The organism is Tumebacillus flagellatus (genome assembly GCF_000714935.1).
GTDB lineage: Bacteria > Bacillota > Bacilli > Tumebacillales > Tumebacillaceae > Tumebacillus > Tumebacillus flagellatus.
On sequence record NZ_JMIR01000002.1, the window covers coordinates 64,485 to 86,311 of the forward strand.

General features: G+C 57.0%; 13 protein-coding genes and 1 pseudogene. 2 read left to right on the forward strand and 12 right to left on the reverse strand.

Going from position 1 to position 21,827, the window contains the following annotated elements; all coding sequences use genetic code 11:
• Window positions 1-15: 15 nt before the first annotated feature.
• The 9 genes and pseudogenes from EL26_RS01940 to EL26_RS25860 all read right to left on the reverse strand — a co-directional run bounded on the left by EL26_RS01940 (window position 16) and on the right by EL26_RS25860 (window position 15,881).
• Window positions 16-948, reverse strand: a complete 933-nt coding sequence (locus EL26_RS01940; RefSeq protein WP_052035881.1) for a metal ABC transporter solute-binding protein, Zn/Mn family — start codon at window positions 946-948, stop codon at window positions 16-18.
• Window positions 949-973: 25 nt separating this feature from the next.
• A pseudogene (locus tag EL26_RS26390) lies at window positions 974-2,183 on the reverse strand (GTP-binding protein).
• A gap of 281 nt (window positions 2,184-2,464) precedes the next feature.
• Window positions 2,465-9,214, reverse strand: a complete 6,750-nt coding sequence (locus EL26_RS01950; RefSeq protein ID WP_038083925.1) for an S-layer homology domain-containing protein — start codon at window positions 9,212-9,214, stop codon at window positions 2,465-2,467.
• A 109-nt stretch (window positions 9,215-9,323) separates the two neighbouring features.
• Window positions 9,324-9,887: a nucleotidyltransferase family protein gene (locus EL26_RS01955; RefSeq protein WP_038083928.1), complete on the reverse strand. Its 564-nt coding sequence runs from the start codon at window positions 9,885-9,887 to the stop codon at window positions 9,324-9,326.
• A gap of 85 nt (window positions 9,888-9,972) precedes the next feature.
• Window positions 9,973-10,179 (reverse strand): YwbE family protein, encoded by a 207-nt coding sequence (locus EL26_RS01960; RefSeq protein WP_038084241.1) that lies wholly within the window; start codon window positions 10,177-10,179, stop codon window positions 9,973-9,975.
• Window positions 10,180-10,216: 37 nt separating this feature from the next.
• A complete protein-coding gene (locus EL26_RS23300; protein ID WP_052035882.1) occupies window positions 10,217-11,845 on the reverse strand; it encodes a PAS domain S-box protein in 1,629 nt (542 codons plus the stop codon).
• A 58-nt stretch (window positions 11,846-11,903) separates the two neighbouring features.
• Window positions 11,904-14,297, reverse strand: coding sequence for a penicillin acylase family protein (locus EL26_RS01970; protein WP_052035883.1), 2,394 nt, complete (start codon window positions 14,295-14,297; stop codon window positions 11,904-11,906).
• 403 nt (window positions 14,298-14,700) lie between these two features.
• A complete protein-coding gene (locus EL26_RS26085) occupies window positions 14,701-14,952 on the reverse strand; it encodes a hypothetical protein (RefSeq protein WP_038083931.1) in 252 nt (83 codons plus the stop codon).
• A gap of 2 nt (window positions 14,953-14,954) precedes the next feature.
• Window positions 14,955-15,881 (reverse strand): hypothetical protein, encoded by a 927-nt coding sequence (locus tag EL26_RS25860; protein ID WP_193789819.1) that lies wholly within the window; start codon window positions 15,879-15,881, stop codon window positions 14,955-14,957.
• A gap of 258 nt (window positions 15,882-16,139) precedes the next feature.
• Between EL26_RS25860 and EL26_RS01985 the strand changes: the two genes are divergently transcribed.
• Complete coding sequence (locus tag EL26_RS01985; protein ID WP_038083933.1) at window positions 16,140-17,363, forward strand: MDR family MFS transporter; 1,224 nt, start codon at window positions 16,140-16,142, stop codon at window positions 17,361-17,363.
• Between the two features lie 60 nt (window positions 17,364-17,423).
• A complete protein-coding gene (locus EL26_RS01990; protein WP_038083935.1) occupies window positions 17,424-17,726 on the forward strand; it encodes a DUF4190 domain-containing protein in 303 nt (100 codons plus the stop codon).
• 54 nt (window positions 17,727-17,780) lie between these two features.
• Here the strand turns inward: EL26_RS01990 and EL26_RS01995 are convergent, their stop codons facing one another.
• The 3 genes from EL26_RS01995 to EL26_RS02005 all read right to left on the reverse strand — a co-directional run bounded on the left by EL26_RS01995 (window position 17,781) and on the right by EL26_RS02005 (window position 21,825).
• A complete protein-coding gene (locus EL26_RS01995) occupies window positions 17,781-18,977 on the reverse strand; it encodes a GNAT family N-acetyltransferase (protein WP_038083938.1) in 1,197 nt (398 codons plus the stop codon).
• Window positions 18,978-19,148: 171 nt separating this feature from the next.
• The gene (locus tag EL26_RS02000) at window positions 19,149-20,765 is read right to left on the reverse strand and encodes an ABC-F family ATP-binding cassette domain-containing protein (RefSeq protein WP_038083940.1); all 1,617 of its coding nucleotides are present in this window, start codon (window positions 20,763-20,765) and stop codon (window positions 19,149-19,151) included.
• Between the two features lie 109 nt (window positions 20,766-20,874).
• Window positions 20,875-21,825 carry a type I phosphomannose isomerase catalytic subunit gene (locus tag EL26_RS02005; protein WP_038083942.1) on the reverse strand — a complete coding sequence of 317 codons (951 nt, stop codon included), beginning with the start codon at window positions 21,823-21,825 and terminating at the stop codon, window positions 20,875-20,877.
• Between the last annotated feature and the right edge of the window lie 2 nt (window positions 21,826-21,827).

The following is a 21,827-nucleotide window of genomic DNA, read 5'->3' on the forward strand; positions in this document are numbered from 1 at the left end:
TTGTCCCTTTGCTTGCTACGGTGTAACCTCTAATCCTTTCATGATCTGGTCCAGTTGATCATTCATCCATTCCGGATAGTTCTTGCCTTTCGGTTCGGTTTCCGTCACTCTTACGACGGGCACACCGGAAGATTCCGCCAGTTTGGCGATGTTTTGCACGGTCGGGCTGTCTACTTGAATGTTGTGAACAAACAGCTTGACGCGTTTTTGCTTCAGATCGTCTTGCACATCGGCGAGGACCGCAGGTGCCGGATCGCTTTCATCCTCGATGGCTTCCGAAAATTTCTCGTTGTTCACTTTCAAATTCAAAGCATCCGCCATGTATTGGAAGACCGGCTCCGACACGTCAATGAGAACAGGAGTCGTTTGTTTAAGCTTCTCCACTTTTTCAACCAGAGGTTTCAAGGTATTCAGATACTCCTCGGCACGTTGTTTGTACTCGCTCGCGTGTGAGGGATCGAGGGTTCCGAGATCCTGTGCGACTCGTTCGGTCAGCTTGGAGATCGTGGAAGGGTCATACCAGATATGAGGGTTATCGCCGAGCCTTTTGCCCATGACATCGCTCCCGACCGCCACCTTGGTCTTGGTGGACGTGGAAGCGCCCAACAGTTTCTCCATCCATTCATCATATCCGATGCCGTTGTATACCACATAGTTGGCGTCCGCCACTGATTTGGAATCCGCAGGAGTAGCTTCGTACTCATGTGGATCTTGCTCCGGGCTGGTCAGAAGCGATACGACTTCAACCCGTTCGCCACCCACCGCTTGCAACACCTCCCCGTAGAAGTTTTCAGCCGCTACCACTTTCAGTTTCCCTTCGCCGGACGACTTGGTCGCGTTGGTTGCTTGTGTACCTCCGTTGGAACACGCGGTGAGCAGACTTGCGGAGAGTGCAAGTACAGCCCCGATCTTGAGGGCGGAATGTTTGACTTTTTTCTTGCTGTTCATGAGATCCAGCCCCTTCCTTGGCTACTTACTTCATTTCGTCCTGCTCTTGCTCCACGATAGGAAGTGGATCGGGGAACTGCGTCCAATCTTGCAAGAGTTCTTCTTCGGTCAACAGGCAAACGTCCAAGGACGCGGTGACCTGCTCACTGTTCAAATCAACGCCGATCAACACCCATTCCGTTTTGCGATCCCCATAAACAGGATGCCAGTCATCCAACCATTCCGGTTCTTCGGAGAGGATCTGCTCACGTTCCTCTTCTGACATGTCGGCAACCCAATTCCCTGCCGCGTTCAATTGAATGGATGGTCCCGCTTGAGAGATCATGAACGCCATCTCCCTGCGGCTCGCGATCCAGACAATCCCTTTGGCACGCACCACTTCGGTCGGAAACTGTTGCAGCCAGCCGTAGAGACGTTCTGGATGGAATGGCACATGGCGACGGTAGACGAACGAAGATATGCCGTACTCGGTCGTCTCCGGCGTATGCTCTTCTTTGTTCAGTTCTTGAATCCATCCCGGGGATTCGCTCGCTTCTTCGAAATCAAAAAGCCCGGTGTTGAGAATGTCGTGCGGATTCACCTGCCCGTTCGAGGAGCGAATCAACTTAGCACGCGGTTGGAGCTTGCGCAAAACGCCTTCCAATTTCAGCAGTTCCTCTTCGGAAACCATGTCGCACTTGTTCAAGATCAAAACGTCACAAAACTCGATTTGATCAATCAAGAGATCCACCACTTCGCGTGTATCGTCTACTCCAACCGCTTGTTGACGGTCGAGCAGCGTCTCACCCGAAGCGAAGTCATGCCAGAAACGGTACGCATCCACCACCGTGACCATCGTATCCAAAGCGGCAGAATTGGGAGAGATCGATCCCATGCTCTTCGTCCACATAAGTAAACGTCTGAGCAACCGGCACAGGCTCACCGACCCCGGTCGATTCGATCAAGATATAGTCAAAGCGTCCCTCTCGTGCCAGTCGCTCCACCTCACGCAGCAGATCTTCCCGCAAAGTACAACAGATGCAGCCGTTTGACATCTCCACTAACTTCTCATCGATTCGGGAAAGACCGTCTTTGACTAAAGCAGCATCCACGTTCACTTCCGACAGGTCGTTAACGATGACCGCCACACGCAAGCCTTCGCGGTTGGACAAAACATGATTCAAGATGGTGGTTTTACCTGCTCCAAGATATCCGCTCAGCACGGTAACAGGGATTTTTGGGGGTGCTTGGGTCATTGAATAACCTCCTAATTCAGAACGATTACGATTACCTCCCAATCATATACCTTCCATCGCCGCTATGTAAACAGGAATTTTTCTTATTTTCATGAATAGTAGTCTGTGTTCCGAACCACACCGCGAAAAAACGCTCCCTCTGATTTGCCAGAGGAAGCGTTTTTGTAGACAATAATGCGGGATTTGTTTGATCAACGGCTTTATGCGTTTTTTCAAAATGGGACTTTTTCAGCGACCTCCTGACAAGGCCGGTTTTTGTGTCCCTTCGGCAGAAAAGGAACTTATTCGCCGAGCAGTTTGGAGATCACTTGTGCGCTTTCCGCGCGGGTCGTTTGGCCTTGCGGGACGAAGTGGCTTTCGTCTTCGCCTGCGAGGAAGCCGAGCTTCACCGCTGCTTGAATGGCAGCTTTCGCCCACGGGGAGATGTCGCTTGCGTCGGAGAAGCCGAGATCGGCCAGACCGTCCGCTTGCTGACCGGATTTGACTGCGTACGCGCGCATGAGCATCGTCGCCATCTCTTCACGGGTGATGATGTCGTTCGGCGCAAATTCGGTGCTCGTGCGGCCGAAGACGAGGCCCGCTTCGTTGGCCGCCGCGACAGACGTTGCATACCAGTCGCTTGCCGCCACGTCGGTGAAGGCAGCTGCTTTCGCCGCTTTCAAGTTCAGCGTGCGCACGAGGAGTGCTGCGAACTCGGCGCGGGTGATGCTGCGCTCCGGTTCGAACGCGTCGTCGCTCGTGCCGGTGATCACGTGCTTGGCGGCCAGTTCTTGAATCACGCCGGACGCCCAGTGGTCGGCGGAGAGGTCCTTGAACTGCTTGTTGAATTCCAGCACCGCGTACATGGAGAAGTGTTGCACGTCGACGGTCAACTTGCCGTCGGCATTCCATTTGCCGCCGATGTACTCCAGCTTGCCGTCGTCGGCGAGGCAGTAGACGCCCGCCAGTTTCTTGTTCGCTTTTTCGTTGACGGTAAACGTCAAGGTCAGCGGTTGATCGAACTGGCTGAGGGCGGCGATTTCTTGGCCGTCCGCGTCCACCAGCGCGAGGTGGAAGTCATAAACGTTCGACGCGGCGGTGAGCCCCGCTTTGCCGGTTTCACCCGCTTTGGAGAGCAGGTCTTGTTTCGTCTGTTCTGCCAGCGGTTGCATCTTCAAGAGAATTTGCTCGCCGCCTTTGATGGAACCGTTCGCTTTTTTCAAGAGCTCTTTCAAGGTGTTGCCCGGCACGTTCAGCGTGACATCGCTCTCGGTAAGTTGCAGAGTTTTGTCACCGAGCAGGTCGGATGCGTTCGACGGCAAGAGCACTTGGTTGTTGCCGTCTACGTTGAACGTTACCGATTTATCGGAGGAGTTGCCGGTGTTCAGCGCGTCCTTGAGATCCTGTTCGGTGACGGTTTTGGTTTTGTCATCCGGCTTGCCGTTGCCGTTGTTGTCGTCGTTGCCCTTGCCGCCGGCGTAGTTGACGGTGACTTTGGCGGTGGCCGTTTTGTTCCCGTCTTTCGTCGTGACGGTGATCACGGTCACGCCCGGATGTTTCGGCGTGACGAGACCCGTTTCATCGACGGTTGCCGCGTTCGGGTTGCTGGAGCTCCAGGTCACGTCCTTGGTGGTCGCATTCTCCGGTTGGACGGCAGCGGTCAGTTGATAGGGATGGCTGTTCATCGAAATTTTCACACGGTCGGTGTTCAGCGCGACACCCGTGACCGGAACGGTTTGGCCCGGGCCCGGGCCCGGGTCCGGGTCCGGATTCGTGCCGCCGTCTCGCGTGATGTCGAGGTCAAGCGACTTGGTCGCTTGGCTTGATCTGCCTTTGTCGGTGTACCACGGAAGGTTCATCGTCTCGGCGCTCGGCTCGATGTGCAGCGTGAAGTGGTTTTGGCCCGTCTGCAGCGGGATGTTATCCACGAGCACGTTGCCTTGTGCATCCATTTGACCCGCTTGAATCGGTTGACCGTTGATCGTGAAGTTGACGCCGTACGGCACGTTCGCTTTGAGCGTGAAGTGATCGTCGGACGTCGTGTACGCGATTTTTTCACCATAGGAGATGCGCGGCATGGTGACGATCATCGGCATATCCACCCAGCGCAAGACATAATCGTCCACGACCATTTGGTTGCCGCCTTGGTTCTTGATCGTCAACTTCATGTTGGTGTCGGTCGACGAGTACGCGTAGTTACTCGGGTCTTGCGTGTCGTTGGCGAGGCGGTTGTGCGAGGTCAGCGCCTCGGTGTCCCACGTTCCGCGCGTGTACTTGTACTGAATCGATTTGCCTGCCATCATCTTGAAGCTGTACTCGACGACATCGCGGGTGGTGGCGCCGCTCGGGACGTTCAATTTGTAGCCCGAGGAGTTCCAGCCGTTGAGGTCGCCCGCCAAATAGATGTCGTCCTTGACCGGGGTGTAACTCGGCAGGTGGACGCGCAGTTTCACGTCGACCATGACGAGGGTCGGGGTGACGCTTTGTTCCGTCGAGAACGCACGGTTGTACGAAGCGTCGACCGCTGCGACTTTGTACGTGTACTGCGTGTCGTTGGAGACGGTGTAGTCCACGTAAGAAGTTGCGGTTTTCGGCAGCACGGAGATCAGTTGGAACTCCGATTCGCCCGGTGCTTTGCGGTAGATTTCGAACTGGTGCACATCGTTTGCGCTCTCCGTCCAGTTCAGTTGCGCTTGGTTCGACTCGACGTTGATCGCCGCGAGCACCGGTGCGTCCGGAGGGGTGGTGTCGTTCGGATCGGCGTAGACATCGACATACGTCTGGCTCGAAGACGTCCACGTTTCGCCGTTGTCGGTGGAGACTTTGGCGAAGTAGTAGTACGCGCCGGCTTGTGTCGGCTCAAACTTCGCCCAGTAGATTTTGGACCCGTTGCCGTCGTCCGACTTGTAGCGCAGTTTCGTGTCCAACGCGTACTTCTGACTCGTGCCTTCCTTATAGTAGAAGAGACGAGCTTGCAGGTTCGGCGCTTCCTTGCCGGAGAGTGCCGGGTCGTCGGTCAAGCCCGGAATGTTCACGGTAACTTGAATTTCCGACGTGGTGTTGCCCGCCCCGAGCGTGACCGGGGTGGACTGTTGCGTGATCTCCACGCTTTGAATCGGGAACGCCGGGGTCGCCGCTGCGTAGTCGCTGAGCGGAGATTCTCCGTTGTCCGTTTTCGCCGTGACGGTGTAGTAGTACTTCTTGCCGTTCTCCACGTTCACGTCCGACCAGGTCGGATCGGTGACGGAGCCGACAACTTGCAGCGCGCCGCCTTCGATCGGAGCGCGGTAGACGTTGTAGCCGGTCGCTTGCGCCACGGCATCCCACGTCAAGGTGACTTGCTGATTGCCGCCGACGGCGTGCACGTTTTGCACTTGCGGGACCGCGACGAGGTTTTTCGCGCTCGTCATCATCAAGCCGCCCAGACCCGGGACGGTCAGCGAGAGTTTACCGCCCGTGACGGTGCCTTGGACATTGCTGCCCAGTTGGTCTTGCAAAGTCAGGCCGTCCGGCAGGAACCCGGCGACGTCCGCTTGGATCGTGGCGTTGTTTGCGCCGCGGTTGATCACCACGAAGCCTGCTTTGGTGTCGGTTTTGCGTGCATAGGCGATCACATCGCCCTGTTCGTACGCGACTTTCAGGTCGCCGGTGCGGAACGCTTCGTTGTTGTCGCGCAGGTTTGCCGCTTTTTGATAGGTGTCAAACAACCCGGCATAGCGGTCGGCTCCTGCATACGTTCCGCCCGTTTCCGTCACGCGCTCCCACGGGAACGAACGGCGGGAGTCCGGGTCCTTGGTGCCCGTCAAGCCCACTTCGTCACCGTAATCGATCGTCGGCGCACCCGGATAGCCCATCTGGAAGATGGCGGTGAGCGCTTGTTTTTTCAGCGCGGTGTCGGTTGCATCCGGCGCGATGGCGAAATGCTCTTCCTCCCAGTCCGGATGGTCGTACTTGGTGATCGAGCGGATGGTGTCGTGCGAATCGACGAGGTTGAGCATGACTTGCCATGCTTCCTTCGGATAGTCTTCGCGAATCGACTCCAGCGTGTCGTGGAACTGCTGCGCGTTGCCGCTGATGATGAAGCTTTGCAGCGCGCCTCGGAAGCGGTAGTTCATGACCGAGTCAAACTGGTCGCCGAGCAAGAAGCGCGTCGCCACGCCCCACTCTTCGCCGAGGATGATCGGGTCGTCGATGCTTTCGCCGTTGGTGTCTTGAAGGCCGGTCGTGGATTTGACCGCTTTGCGGAACTGCTGCCACGTGCCCGCCGAAACGTCCGGCGCGACGTCGAGACGCCAGCCGCGCGCGCCCAAGTACTCCCAACGCTGCGAATTTGCGAATTTCATCAGCGCCGTCTGTTGATCGGAGGAAAGCCCGGTCAAGTCGTGGCCGATGACGTTGTCGCGATAGCCGATGGTGTTCCATTCGTGTTCACCCGGCAGACCTTCGGAGTCGCCTGCCGCCGGTTGTTGCGCTTTGATCACCGGCAAGGAATCGTAGCCCCACCAGCCTTCATACTTGTAGTGCCCGTCGACTTTGACATTTTCGACGTTGAACCACGTCGTGAAATCGAAGTCTTCCGGATACTTGTAGTTCGTGCCGGTCAACGGGTTGATCTGCGCCGTGTAGAAGTTGTTGACTTCCTGCACAGCCGTCGCTTGATCTTCACCCGCGTTGACTTTGTCGTACACGTTCGCCCAGTACTCGTACGCCCCGATTTCCGGGTATTTGGAATAGCGGTCGAAGTAGATCGAGTCGTCGCCCACGTGGTTGAACACGCCGTCGACGATCAATTGGATGCCCTTGGCGCGGGCTTGCTTCGCGAATTCAGAGAAGACGCGGTCGGAAGCCACGCGGGTTGCTTCGTAATTCAGCCCGGACGTCGGATCGCCCGGCGTGTTGTACACCGGCTCGCCGAACATCGGATCGAGGTGTTTGTAGTCGGTCGCGTCGTACTTGTGGTTCGAAGACGCCCATGCGACCGGGTTGAAGTAGATGACGGTGACGCCCAGCGACTTCAAATAGTCGATTTTCTGCTGCGCGCCTTGGATGTCGCCGCCGTAGAATTCGTTCGTCCAGATACCGTCCGTCTTCGCATTCGGGAAGTACGGCTTCTGCTCCGGCGTCGTACGGTCCGGATTCTCCGGCACATCGGACCATTTGCCCCACACTTGACCCGGAGTCGGATCGTTGGCGACGCCGCCGTCAAAGTATTGGTACGGGTAGCCGCCCTTGTCGGTTTTGGTCACGCCCGGCACATCGGCGCCGCCGCGATACCCGTCCACCGTCTTGGCGCGGTTGTTATCCGGATTGCCGTCAAAGAAACGGTCCGGGAAAATTTGATACACGACTGCGTTTTTCATCCAGTCCGGAGTTTTGAAGTCCGCTTTGTAGACGGTGAGGTCAAACGGAACCGCGCCGTCGTCCGCCGCGACGCCCGCGCCGCCGCGCGTGCTGTCGTCGCCGTACTCGACTTTGGTCGGTCCGTCGATCAAGATGAATTTGTAGCCCCAGACGCCGATGCCTTGGAAGGTCGCTTTCGGAATCGTCACTTCCCAGTAGTCGGTGTCGTGAAACGAAGTGGCTTTGTGCATGTCAAACGCCGACGCCGCGCCTTGCGCGTTGGTCAGTTCCGCACGCACCACTTGCGCGTCGCCCGCTTCGGTCGCGATGCGAAGCGTCAAGTCTTCGCCCGCTTCCTTGATCGCGCCGAACGGTTTTTTGAACGTGACCGATCGGGAGTCAAATTGAATCTTGTCACGGTGGATCATGCCGTCCGATTTGCCGTCGGCCGGTTTGTAATCGGAGACGAGGTTGCGGTCCGCAAGCGTCGTCGAGAACGTCACGTCCGCCGGGTCGAGCGTGGTCAACACGAAGTTGTTGCCGCCCGTCCCGAAGTCGGTTCCGTTCCACGAGTTGCCTTGCACAACTTTCATGTTGTACGTGCCCGCCGGAAGCGCGCGCTGCAGTTTGTAGAGCGAGCCGTCGAAGTTGTAGTCGACGAAAAACTGCTGCGCTTGGTCCGGGCTCCATGCCGGTTCGCCGAACACGGTTTGCACATCGCCGACCAGTCGCGGCCATTGATCCGCGTTCAGTTTCGGCGTGTATTGCGGAAGACCTTGCACGTTCGGCAAGTTGATGCGCGCTTGGTTCAGCGCTTCGTTGACGTAGAAATTAACTTTGGACGTGTCGGCCAAATCAAAGCCAAAGTTGTTGCCGTTGTCCGAATATCCGTCCCACGTGCCGCTTTTGACGAGCTTGAAATCATAATGGCCCGCCGGAAGCACGGTGGAGTATTCGTAGAAATCGCCGACGAGATGCTTGAATTGGGTGTCGGTCGAAGCGTTGTTCCAGCCTTGCCAGGAACTTGCAACCACCCATTTGGACTTGCCCCCCGGTTGGTCGGTCAGCGCGTCCGGTTGCACGGTCGGTGCCGGCGGAGTGCCGACGGTGATCGTGCTGTTGCCGTTGGAGACGGCCGTATTGGTCGGATCTTGGAACCAGATGTCCGGCAAGCCGTCCGCCGACGCAATGAATTTGTACGTATAATCGCCGTCTGCCAACGCGTCGCTGACGTACTCCAAGTTTCCGGTTCCCGGCACCGCCGTCAAGTCGTGGCGAGTGCCGAAATTGTTGTCAAAGCTGCCCGCAACCGTAAAGTGCGGGGCATAGCTCAGATGCAAAACCCCGTTTGAATCGGCGGTGCCTCTCAAGTTCGGGTCGGCAATCCAAGTGCCGTTGACGAGAATTTTGTACTCGACAGGCGTGTCAGGCGTCTGTCCCGTGACATCGGCGGTGTACGTTCCGTCGTTGTCGTCATCGGTCAGCGTGACCGCCGGATCGCTCCAGTTGTCAAACCCGCCCTTGGCTTCCACGTGAATCGCCGTTTTCGGCAAAACGAAATGAATCGCGCTGCCGTCCACATACGTCCCGTTGATGCCGGTCGCTCCTGCGATCACAGGCCAAATCGAACCTCCGACCGCTTGCACGACCATCAGGAATGCCGTGATCAGCGACCAGAGCCGCGCCTGCTTCTTACGCAGAAAAAACTTCATTCAGAACCCCCCTTTACACTTGCAACATCAGATTGAAAGCGTTTGCATCTAAAGGCTGAAAAAATCGTGCAACCGCTTGCGCTCATGCTGCTCTAATTGTATTGCAAATTCAGAAACCTTGGCAAGCGGAAAAAACCGACTCAACACGCGTTCGGATCTCCGTCGGCAACGGCTGCTCCAGCGCTTTTTGCAACAAGTGCGGGTTGGCGAGTCCTTTTTTTTGAAAGTGTGCTTCAAGGGCTCCAACGCGAGGTTCGCGGCCCATGAGCAGATAGAGCACCAGCCAGTCTTCGGGTGCGCTGAGCGGGACTGATTGGGTGCCGACGGCGGCGTGCCCGACGATGTGCGCTTCATCAAACGGAAACAAATACTCTCCGCCCGCGTGCGCGAGCGTAAACCCGGCCATCATGTCGATTTCCATCCCGTCGACCTCAAACGTCCAAAACTGCTTCGTCAGATACGGCTGCTTCGTGACGCCCGGCCGGCCGGACCCCAGTTGCAGCAGGACTTCCTTGGCGCGCTGTGCATCGTCGAGTTTCACGAGCAAATCAAAATCCCGCGCTTGCTCCACCACTCCGTTTTGCAAAAGCATCCACGAAGCACCTGCGGCCCACGTGACACCGGCGGCGTTGAGGCAGCGTGCTGTTTTTTCAATCGCGTGTTGCATCTCCATCTGTCAGATCAACCTCCAGTCATAAAAAACCTTGTGAAAGGGGAAAAAGACAGGGGCGTGTGCCCTGCCTTTTCCATGTTTCTCGTTAGGGAGTTGTCGTCGTGATGATTTCCTGCACACGTCCGACTTGTCCGTTGGTGAGGCGCACTTTGATGCCGTGCGGATGATTCGGGGAGTTGGTCAAAATGTCCTTGACCACTCCGCGCGTTCGCTTGCCGGTGCGCTGGTCTTGCTTCAAGACGATATCGACCGTCAAGCCCGGTCGGATGTTGGTTCGTTTTTTGCCGTCGATGGGGATGACCTCCTTGGGTGAGTAAAAACCTCTCTCCCTAGAGTGCCACATCTTGCGCCGTTTGCAAAACCGGCAGCGTGATTTCCACCGTCGTGCCGACGCCTTCGCGGGAGTGAATCCGGAACGTGCCGCGGTGGTCTTCGATGATCTTCCACGAGACGGTCAAGCCGAGGCCGGTGCCGGATTCCTTAGTGGTGTGGAACGGCTGGCCGATCTTCGAAAGCTGTATTTCAGGGATGCCGACGCCGTGGTCTTGCACGGTGACCCGCACTTCGTCCTCTCCCAACATCTGCACCCCGATCACGATCTCTCCGCCGTGCGGCATCGCTTCGATGGCGTTTTTCAGAACGTTGATGAACACTTGCTTCAATTTGCTCTCTTCGCACGTCACGAGCGGCATCTGCTCGTCAAACTCCATCCGCAAGTCCACGTTGTGCAGATTCGCTTGCGCCTTGAGCAAAAACACCACTTTCTGCAAAATCACCCGCACGTCCTGTTGCTCAAAACTAAGCGCCCTCGGCTTCACCAGCATCATCAACTCGCCGACGATGAAATTAATCCGGTCGAGCTCCGAGAGCATCACTTCATAATAAGGAGCTTTCGACTTCGTCGTCTCGTCCGCCAACAACAACTGGAGTAACCCGCGCAACGTCGTCAGCGGGTTGCGGATCTCGTGCGCAATCCCCGCCGCCAACTGGCCGACGACCGACAGGGTATCCGAGCGGCGCATGAGCTCTTCGGTATTCTTCCGTTCGGTGATGTCGCGAAACGTGACGATCGCTCCGGCAACCGTTCCTTGCCAGAGCACCGGCACCGAACTGTACTCCACCGGAAACGACGTGTCGTCCTTGCGCCAGAACACCTCGTCACTCTTCGACTCAATCCGCAACTCCCGCATCGAGATCTGGATGCGGCTTTCCTTGGACGAGCACGGGTCGCCGTTGGCGTTCGAGTGGTGAAACATCTCGTGCGAGTACAGCCCGATCAACTCGCTTGGCTCATACCCCAGCATCCGCGCTCCCGCCGGGTTGATGAAGATCATCCGCCCCTCAAAGTCCACGCCGAAAATCCCGTCGCTCGCCGTCTGCAAAATCAAATCGTTGTGCAAACTGAGCCGCTCAATCTCTTCCCGCGCCCTCCGGCGGTCTTCCACCAACGATTTCGTGACCGTGACGTCTTGGAAGACGCTGAGCATCGCCCGCTGTCCTTGCCAGTCAATCCAGCTCCCTCTGCCGGAAATGTCGTGCAGGACGCCCTGCAAATCCACGATCACGCTCTCCACTTTGCCGCTGATCCACGCTTGGCGAAACGCCGCCAAGCACTCGTCCGCCGCGGCTTCGCGCTTGCGGACGGAGAATTCCCAGATTCCCCGTCCCAGCAACTCTTCCGGTGAATGAGCCTGCAAGAGTTGCGCCGCTTCTTGGTTGGCAAACACAATCCGGTCGTCGATCAGCACCAGCGTGCAGTACGGCGACGATTCCACGAGGTCGCGGTACTGCTTCACGCTCACCGCCAAGCGGTTCGCTTGCCATCTGCCCACATACCACAGCGGAACCAGCAACACGGCGGCCACGCTCATATCCAGCACGTATTCGTGCCAGCCTCCTTCCAGTTGCAGACGCTTGGGCAAACTGTCCAACACGCCAAACAGAAGGATCACGATCACTAAAGTCCAAACCCCCAATAAGACTTGCACCCACCCCGTACGATGCATGAAATTGGTCTTAGTTCACCGGGTGCAGATGGAGGCGCTGCGTGTTCGCCTCGTCTGCCTCCGCCTCGGCGAAGGAGCGGAACGCTTCATAGTCTCCCGTCTCCCAACGCGCGATGCGGTCGGTGTACCACGGTGTCGTCGGGTCTTCCGATTGACCGCCCGGATAGACGCTTTGACCGGTGTAATTCGGGTCGAGCGCCGCCACCATGCGGTAGGACGAGCCGAACGTCGCCAACATCCCCGGCCCGACGTTGATCGTAAACGTGTCGCCGTCTGCCGGAACCGGGCCGTAGCTCAACGACGGTTCGCCGAGAATCGAGCCGATGATGCGATGATGCACGCTGCCCCACGTCCATTGCGCGAGGTCGTCGCCCAGTTTTTCTTGGAGCGCTGCCACCGCTTGGGTGAAAGCTTTCTGCATCAAGTCCGGCGCCGTGCGAACCGCGCCCGTCGACGGATCGGTGAAGCAGTCGTGCTCCGGTTCGTGCAGCGTCCAGCGTTCGAGATTTTGGTTGAGCACGGAGTTCAGATAGTCGATCGGCGACGCGTTGTATTCCGCGACCGGCAGACCTGCCGGGACCATCCACGGGTCGAACGTTTCGCGCAAGTACGTCGTCCAGAACGACCACCACAGCGTCGGCGCGACTTCGGAGGTGCGCATCTGGAAGTTCCATTGCGAGAGGGTTTCCAACGCTTGTTTCTCCAAGTCGGTGGTGGCGGTAAGCATGTTCACGGCGTGCGGAACGATCTTCGAGGCGAGATAATCGCCTGCGTCGTAGTGCATGGTTTTGAAGTCTTCCGGCGAGAGTTTGTCGCGGGACGCCAGCAGTTCGTAGACGCGGTTGGAACGGTAGCCCGGATCGAAGTTCGTCGCCGTGCCGAGATAGTACGGGTACTCGGCGGTTGCTTGACGCTGGTTGGAGGACGCCAGCATGTGCGAGTCCGGGTTGGTCGCCATCGGCATCGCGGCTTTCGGAACGATCCCGATGATGTCCGCTTCCCCGGTGCCCGGCATCGGCAGCCACGGTGTCACGCCTTCGCGGAACATCGCAAAGCGGCCGACGGTGGTGACCGCGATGTTGTTGTGGCGGTCGGCGCAGACCCAGTTCAGCGGCGTGCATTCACCCAGTTGAATCCACTCGCGGAAGCTGTGCACATCCTTGGCTTTCGTCGCATGATGGAACGCCGCCATGCCGCGGCTCGGCACGCCGTACAGCCAAGTCAGCGCATACGGAGCCCCGTTTCGCGTGACGATCGGGCCGTGCACCGAAGATTGGTACGTGTGCGAGACCGCTTCTTGTCCGCGCACCTGAATGTCCGTCGTCGTGGAGAAAAAGTCGCGCCACGCGCCGTCCCAGAGGTACTGGTTCGGGTGTGCTTCGTCGGTGTGCTCTCTATAGAAGAAGTTCGATGCGTTCTGTCCTGCCGTCACGCCCCACGCCACGTCTTGGTTGCGTCCGACGAGCACGAACGGAATGCCCGGCACCGTCGCGCCGGTGATGTCGAAGTCCGGCGCTTCCATGTGCACGTGGTACCACACCGCCGGGAGCGTCAGCACGAGATGCGGGTCGGCCGCCAGAAGCGGAGTGCCCGTCGTGGATTTCTCCGCCGAGACGGCCCACGAGTTGGAGTGACGATCGCGCTTGTCCCGCAAGAACGGGATGTTGTGCACGCGGGAGAGAAATTCCACGCCGGCGTCAAGGTCGTTCGATTGTGCCGCCGCCGCGACCAGCTCTTCGGCGCTGGCGTTGGCTTGGGCGTGGAATTCACGGTAGTATTGCTCCTGCGAAATCGGGAACGGTTGGGGCGGGAGTTTTTCAAACGGTCCTTGGTCGAACGGTTGCTGCTCGTTTGGAGGCAGCAGCGGGAACAACTTCGCAAGGGTTTCCGTACCGAACTTCTCTGCGATCAGCGAGTAGGCGACCGGAATTTCGGTGAGGGAAAGCAATTGGGACAGGACGGCGTTGCAGACGATGGAGTCTTGCGGCGTCCACGGTTCCGGGGTGTAGCCGAGCTGTTGGAAGAGCAGCGGCCACTGTCCGCCGGCGGTGTATTCGTCGATCACGGCGTTGACGCCGGCGGCGTACGCTTCCAGCACTTCGCGGGTGTCGTCGTGCTGGTGGAGCAAGTTCCACTCGCTCTCGGCGAGACGGGAGATGTTGATTTCGCGTTGGAATTTATCAGACTCCAGCATAGCCGGGCCGATGAGTTCCGACAGGCGGCCGGTGCCTTGGCGGCGCATGAAGTCCATTTGCAGCAGGCGGTTTTTGGCATGAAGATACCCGACGCAGAAGTACGCGTCGGCGTCGCTGTGCGCTTTCACATGCGGGGTGCCGTCCGGCTGGAGTACCAATTTTGCTTCTTGTTTCAGACCTTTGAGAGTGACACTTGTGTATGAACTCATTATATAAAAGCCTCCTCTGCCTCTTCACAGCTTGAAATCCAAGTATTTACTTCGACAAAAACCGCCTTAATCTCCTTCACAAATGGGTAGTTTATGAAAAAAGGCTTGCTCCTTTACTGAATCGCAAAGGAAGCAAGCCTGGTTGGTGTTGTGAATCAAGAGAGTGTTTCCAGAATGGTACGATACAAATACTCGCAAGCCTCCGCTTCTGAATGAAATCTCCGCAACTGCGACTTCACGCCGCGTTCGCTATAATAGACTTCCCAAACGCCGTCTTCCTCGTTCAGACAGAATGCTTCGTTGGGTAACCCACCTGTTATCTGAAACAAGTGCTTCGGGACGCGCGTCACGTTCAATCTATGCTGTAGTTCACTTGTATTCATCTTACCTCTCGCCCGTACATTTAAGACTCAAATGACGTCCTATCCGGAAATTTCCCACCTTCCCTAACGAAGCAAACCGCGAGCCTCTGCGCTGCTCTATCAAAATAAAAAGCCGAAGGAATACTGGGATCAGGTAGTGATTCGAGCTCGGAGAATTTTCTAGTTTCTTTATTAAGCTCAATCTTTCCCATCACTTGCTCATTGGGGCCAAATTTATAGATTACAGACGTTTCGTCTTCATGCTCTTTTATCAATAGTACATACGATGCCAAAGTTACTCCTCCTCAGGTGGATACCACGGTCTGCCGGATTTCACAGTTTTATCGTGAGCTGTCCGATAATCGGTGTTAAAAATCCCTTCAAATCTAGACTCGAATAGCTCATGGTTCAATAAATCAAGATCATTTTGTTTGTGTGTTCCGTTTTGCAACCTCTCCCATGCTTGTGCAATCTCATAATCAGCCTCAAAACTACCTACTCCATGGTCTTTAATATGTTCCTTAAAGAACAAGTGATCTTTTATTCTCTGTACTCTTTCTTCAGTCATTCCCGTATTCTTGGCAATAGCTTGTACATCAACATTTGATTTTCTAAATGACTCATACAATTCTTCCGCTTGGTCGAGTCTCTTGAGATAATCATCAACTGAAAGTTCTCTGCCCCCAGTTTGAATCGTTTCAGATACAGCTTCACTGGCTTCTTTTGAGGCCTCTATTGAGGCTGTTTCGACAGTTCCTTCAACTGCTTTCTTCCCTGCGTACTTCGCCAATCCTTTAGCCAGCCCGAAAACTCCTGTCAACGCGTCGTAGATCAGTTCCGGGTATGGGTCTTCCTTCACGGCTCCGTGGTCCAGCGGTTTTTGCTGTTCGCGCTCCATCTCTTGATAGAGGTCTTTCTGCTTTTGATCACGGTGTGCCCGTTCGAAACCAATCGATACCAACGACAAAAGCTCATACAACTTCCCTGCCGCAAGGGAATCGGCTTGCATCGCTTCTTGGTCGGCTTGGTGGCGGAGGGATGCGGCTTGCCGGGCTAAGTTCTGTCTGTGGTGCAGGTCGTCAGGAGTATCTCCGCCGTACTCCCAACTCGCCATCTCAAAGCGCTCGGCTTGTCTGCGCAAATCCAAGATTTGATCGATTTGACCAGCAAGAGTATTCAGGACTCCCGCTGCGCTTTCAAGGACCGTGGCGTTTTTGCTCAAACCCGGCGCCTGCGCTTCGACGTGACCTTCAAACGTCTGCGCAGCCGTTCCGCTTCAGCCGCTGGCGACCAGATCGGACGTACGACTCAACAGTCGAGTCGCCTGCGAACGCAGTTCTTGGGCACCCGCTTGAAAGCGTGAAGCCGCATACAGGAGAGCATTTCGTAAGTTTCTTCCTTCTCCTTGTCGCTTCCTGACACCCCTGCTACAATGGGGTGAATTGCTTCAATGAAACTACACAAAACAGGGGTGGCAGACATGCTGGAATCACTTAGGGCGTATCCGCGCGCGTTGTGGATGATGGCTCTGAGCGTGACGATCTCTGCGATCGGGGAGAGTTTTCTGTGGCCGCTGACAACCGCCTATATTGAAACGTTCGGAAAAACGTTGACGGCAGCAGGCACCGTGCTCCTCTGCCAATACGCGACGATGCTGCTCGGCAACTTGGCGGGCGGCTGGCTGTTTGACCGCTGGAGCGGGCGCAAGACGCTGGTGCTCTCCATCACCGCCGCGATGTTGATCCTCCTCGCCATGGGCACGTGGCGCTCGTTCCCGCTCTATGTCGGCCTGCTGATCGTGCTCGGCTTCTGCCAAGGCACGTTCTGGCCGATTCAACGGGCGCTCAGCACCGTCATCTGGCCCTCAGGCGGGCGGCGCGCGATCAACATGATCTATGTCGCCAACAACTTGGGCGTCGCCGTCGGCGCGGCAACCGGCGGGGTGCTGGCGTCGCACTCGTTTTCGATGGCGTTCTACGGCAACGCGCTTTCCTATCTCCTCTTCCTCGCGATTTTCATGAGCAACGTCTCCGAATCGCACGTGCAAACAGCAAAGTCCACCAAACCCGGCTCCGCTTCCCCATCGGGAGCCGCTCCCAAAGTCAAACGCGAAACGTGGGTCGCGCTCTGGCTGCTCACCATCGGGCTCGGCCTCATGGTCGTCACGTACAGCCAATGGCAGACCACGATGTCGATGTACGTGCAGTCGACCGGCATCTCGCTCTCCAGCTACAGCGTGCTGTGGACGGTCAACGGGCTGGTGATCGTGCTCTTGCAACCTCTCCTCTCCTGGTGCATCCGCACGTACTCGTGGTCGCTGCAGACACAGATCTTGATCGCCGCCGGACTGTTCGCGCTCGCCATGACCACCGTGATGTTCTGGCCGAGTTACGCCGGATTTGTGATCGGCATGGTGATCCTCACGATGGGCGAAATGCTCGCGTGGCCGGGCGTCCCCGCACTGGCGGCGGAGATGGCCGTTCCCGGACGCGAAGGCATGTTCCAAGGCATCGTCACCAGCGGACAATCGGCAGGTCGGATGGTCGGGCCGCTGTTCGGAGCCTTTCTGTTCGAAGCGGCGTCCGCTCAAGGCATGATCGGGTTCATGATCGTGCTCTGCGTGGTCGCGGCGGTATTTTTCCTGATCTACAACAAGTTCGGTTCTAAAAAATCATTTAGCGTCCCGCGAAATTTCGATGTCTAAATTCCAGAAGTAGGCTATAATCAGGGAGTATCATTTTTTCATAAGGGGGATTTTTTTCCAATGAACACTCCGATTCATCAGCAACCCCAGGCACCGGCGACCAACGGCAAAGCGATCGCCTCCATGATTCTCGGCATCGTCTCTCTGGTCATCCCGTACGTAGGTCTCATCACCGGCATCATTGCGATGGTCCTCAGCTCTTCCTCGAAGAAAGAGATCGCCCGCTCCGGTCAAGCCGGCCACGGCATGGCGACCGCAGGCTTCGTCACCGGCCTGATCGCGGTCATTCTGTACGGGATCTTCATCATCTGCGTCCTCATTTTCGGCATCACGCTCGCTTCGCTCAACAGTGCCGGATACTAAATGAATTGTAAAAACCACCTGTTCCCTTCGGAGCAGGTGGTTTTTTATCCCCATCTAGAAAAGGGATTCGTTCAAGTTGAAGTACGGGCTGCGCTTCGGGAAGAGCTGTTGCAGGGTGAGCGCGTGATGCTCTTGCAGCAGAGCCGCCTGCCCGAGCGCTTGCAGTTCGTCGACCGTGAACAGCCCGAGGCTCAGTTTCGTGAGCGCGTCCGGCGCAAGGCGGAGTGCCGGTTGCAATTCGCCGTCCACATAGAGCTGTTGCGACGCTTCGTCATAGCTCACGAGCATCTCCATCCCCGTTTGGATCGCATACGCTTCCAGCCACGCCTCCCAATCCAACACTTGCATCATCCACGCCGACGGCGCGTGCACCGTTTCCGTTGCGCCTTGGAGTTTCATCTGCAGACCGAGCGCCGTGGAAGCCGGGAACGTCGCTTCCACCGATGCCTTGCCGCGTTCGGAGGCGAGGGTGTAGAGAGCGTTCAGCACGGCGGGTGCGTGCGTTTTTTCCAAGAGATGCGCTTCCTTCAGCAGAAGTTTGTCGTCTTGCTCGCCAAGCGATGCGTACCCGATGATCTCGCCGTTTTGCTCGAATACGCGGAGGTCGGAGAAGCAGCGTCCGTGTTCCCCAAGATGCGCGAGTTCCGTTTCCCACCACGAGAGCGTCCGGTTCGGCTTCAGGAAAAAACCGTCTCGCTCGGTGTTGTAGAGTGCGCTCAGCGATTGCTCATCGCCTTTTTCATATGGGCGTGCAGTTGCGCCTGCCCCGATTGTCTGCGGCAGGGTTTGGTTCAAGCGGTACCACGGGAACGCTTGCACATAGCCGACGCGCGGGTAGTAGTCCGGGTGGCCGAGGACGCAGGAGAACGCATAGCCTTTTTCCTTGGCGAGTTGCAGGCCGAAGCGCAAGACGCTCTCCGCGATGCCTTGGCCGCGGCAGTCCGGCAGCGTGCCGACCGGCGAGAGAATCACGCCGTTGATGTCGCGCTCTCCGATCAACGCCGGCTTCGGGAGGAAGCTCGCCATCGAGAGAAGTTGGCCGGTGCTCGTGTCTTCGGCGACGAGGAGCAAGTCGAGATCGAGGTCGGAGCGCTGGTAGACCGCCGAAAACAGCTCCGCGTGCGAGCGGCCGTTGGCTTCGTCGGGAGTTTCCGTATACTGGGTAAACGCCGCCTCGATCAGTTCGAGAACGTGCGGAAGTTCGTGAGCGCAGGCAGAGCGGATCAAGATGTTCGCTTGGGTTTGAGTCAAAGTGGAAGCCTCCGTTTTTCATCTGGTAGGAGCCATATTATGACATTGTTCCCAATTTGTCAACAAAAAGGAATACCTCCCTTGCTCGTGCGTTCCCCGCGCCGTTTGTACCAAAAAGGAGCCTTCCGGTTTCGGAGGCTCCTCGTTGTTGAATCAAGTAGTACGCGTGCGTTACGCGTACATTTTTTCCAGTTGTTCTTTGACGCGGTCGTCGGCGAGGTATTCGTCGTAGGTGGTGACTTTGTCGACGAGGCCGTTCGGAGTGATCTCCATGATGCGGTTCGCGATCGTTTCGACGAACTGGTGGTCATGAGAGACGAACAGCAGAGTGCCGGTGTACTTGATCAGGCCGTTGTTGAGCGCCGTGATCGATTCGAGGTCCAAGTGGTTCGTCGGTTCGTCCATGATCAGGACGTTCGCGCCGGTTTGCATCATCTTGGACAGCATGCAACGGACTTTCTCGCCGCCGGAGAGCACGGATGCTTTCTTGAGCGATTCTTCGCCGGAGAACAGCATGCGGCCGAGGAAGGAGCGCACGTACGTCTCGTCTTGGTCGCGGCTGTATTGACGCAGCCAGTCGACGAGGGTGAGGTCGCTGTTCTCGAAGTACTCCGCGTTGTCTTTCGGGAAGTACGCCTGCGTGGTGGTCACGCCGAACGTGAACTCGCCGGAGTCCGGTTGGATTTCGCCCATCAGGACTTTGAACAGCGTGGTTTTCGCCAGTTCGTTCGGGCCGACAAACGCGACTTTGTCACCGCGGTTGAGGGTGAACGAGATGTTGTCGAGGACTTTCTCGCCGTCGATGGTGACGGTGAGGTCTTTGACGGAGAGGATGTCGTTGCCCGCTTCACGGTCCGGTTTGAAATCGATGAACGGGTATTTGCGGCTCGACGGTTTGATGTCGTCGAGGGTGATTTTGTCGAGCAGTTTCTTACGGGACGTCGCTTGCTTCGCTTTGGACTTGTTGGCGGAGAAGCGGCGAACGAACTCTTCGAGTTCTTTGACTTTCTCTTCTTTCTTCTTATTCGCGTTCTTCATGAGAGAGAGCGCGAGTTGGGAAGATTCGTACCAGAAGTCGTAGTTGCCGACGTAGACTTGGATCTTGCCGAAGTCGATGTCGGCGATATGCGTGCAGACCGTGTTCAGGAAGTGACGGTCATGGGACACGACGATGACGGTGTTTTCGTACTTGAGGATGAAGTCTTCCAGCCAGCGGATCGATTCGATGTCCAAGTGGTTGGTCGGTTCGTCCAGCAGCAGGATGTCCGGGTTGCCGAACAGGGCTTGCGCGAGGAGCACGCGGACTTTTTGGGAGCCGTCCAGTTCTTTCATTTGTTTGTCGTGCAGGTCGGTGGTGATGCCGAGACCTTGGAGCAGTTCCGCCGCTTCGGATTCGGCTACCCAGCCGTTGAGGTCGGCAAAGTCGCCTTCGAGTTCGGCGGCGCGCATGCCGTCTTCTTCGGAGAAGTCGCCCTTGGCGTAGATCGCGTCTTTTTCGACCATGATGTCGTACAGTTTTTTGTGGCCGTAGATGACGGTTTTCAGGACTTCGAAGTCGTCGAATTCAAAGTGGTTCTGTTTGAGGATGGCGAGACGTTCGCCCGGGGTGATCGAGACTTCGCCCTTGGACGGTTCGATTTCGCCGGAGAGAATTTTCAGGAACGTCGATTTGCCCGCGCCGTTGGCGCCGATGAGGCCGTAGCAGTTGCCCGGCGTGAATTTGATGTTGACGTCTTCGAAAAGTGCGCGTTTGCCGTAGCGCAGGGTAATGCCGTTCGTGGAGATCATGTATGAGTACCATCCTTCTGTTGGTTTTTTACCTGAAATCGAAAAAGTAATCTCAATCTACTACTATAGCATAACCAAGAGAAGAACGGAATTTTCAAAGCGCTAGTAATTATACGTAATAGGTGCGCAGGAGTTTGAGATGAGCGGGAGTCGTGAGGGTGTAGGCTGCGGTGCTTGCCGGAAGCAGGACGGTGTCGCCGGGTTTGAGCGGGAGTGAATCAAGGGTTCCCTCCCCTTCCGCCACCACCAGAATGTCGGGGGTGGGGTGATTTTTTTGCAGGGTGTGGGACGTGTTTTGGAGGGTTAGTTTCTCGATGGTGAAATAGGGGCAGGTATGCAGGTGCTCATGAGACAGGTTGTTTTTTTCCAAAAGGGTTCGGCGTTGGTCGGGAAGCGGGGCCGGTTCGTCGTAGGTCATGGCGAGCGCCGCTTTCTCCAGATGCAACTCGCGCGGGCGCTCCCAATCGTAGACGCGGTAGGTGATGTCGGAACTCTGCTGGATCTCGATCAGCACCGTGCCCGCTTTCAACGCGTGCAACGTCCGCGACGGGACGAAAATCAACTGGTCCCGCGCAATCTCCACTTCGCGCAGATACTCCGTCACCCGCTTCTCTCGCACCGCTTGCCAATACGCCTCGGCATCGGGAAACGTGTGCCCGTAGATCACCGTGGCACCGGGATCATGGTCGAGGATGTACCAAGCCTCCGTCTTGCCGAGGCTCCCTTCCCACGCCTGCGCCTGTTCATCGTCCGGGTGAATCTGCACGGACAGATGCTCCCGCGCTTCCAAAAACTTTATCAAAAGAGGAAAGGGCTGCCCGGCTTGGCCCCGCAATCCGCTCCCCAGATACTCTTGCGGCATTTCCGCCGCAAGCTCGGTCAGCGTCTTGCCCGCCAAGGGACCGTTGACGACCGCGCTCGCGTCGCCTTCCAGTCCGGACAGCACCCAATACTCGCCAATCGGCTCCGAGGTCTCCACCCCGAAGCTTTTTTTTAATTCATCTCCGCCCCAAACGCGAGGTTTGATCACCGGGGCGAACTTCACAGGATACGCCCGCATCC

What these genes read in the sequence shown, in the direction of transcription:
- EL26_RS02000 (WP_038083940.1), bottom strand. Translation starts at nt 20,765, where the DNA reads ATGATCTCCACGAACGGCATTACCCTGCGCTACGGCAAACGCGCACTT.
- EL26_RS01970 (WP_052035883.1), bottom strand. Translation starts at nt 14,297, where the DNA reads ATGAGTTCATACACAAGTGTCACTCTCAAAGGTCTGAAACAAGAAGCA.
- EL26_RS01940 (WP_052035881.1), bottom strand. Translation starts at nt 948, where the DNA reads ATGAACAGCAAGAAAAAAGTCAAACATTCCGCCCTCAAGATCGGGGCT.
- EL26_RS02005 (WP_038083942.1), bottom strand. Translation starts at nt 21,825, where the DNA reads ATGCGGGCGTATCCTGTGAAGTTCGCCCCGGTGATCAAACCTCGCGTT.
- EL26_RS01950 (WP_038083925.1), bottom strand. Translation starts at nt 9,214, where the DNA reads ATGAAGTTTTTTCTGCGTAAGAAGCAGGCGCGGCTCTGGTCGCTGATC.
- EL26_RS01955 (WP_038083928.1), bottom strand. Translation starts at nt 9,887, where the DNA reads ATGGAGATGCAACACGCGATTGAAAAAACAGCACGCTGCCTCAACGCC.
- EL26_RS01985 (WP_038083933.1), top strand. Translation starts at nt 16,140, where the DNA reads ATGCTGGAATCACTTAGGGCGTATCCGCGCGCGTTGTGGATGATGGCT.
- EL26_RS01990 (WP_038083935.1), top strand. Translation starts at nt 17,424, where the DNA reads ATGAACACTCCGATTCATCAGCAACCCCAGGCACCGGCGACCAACGGC.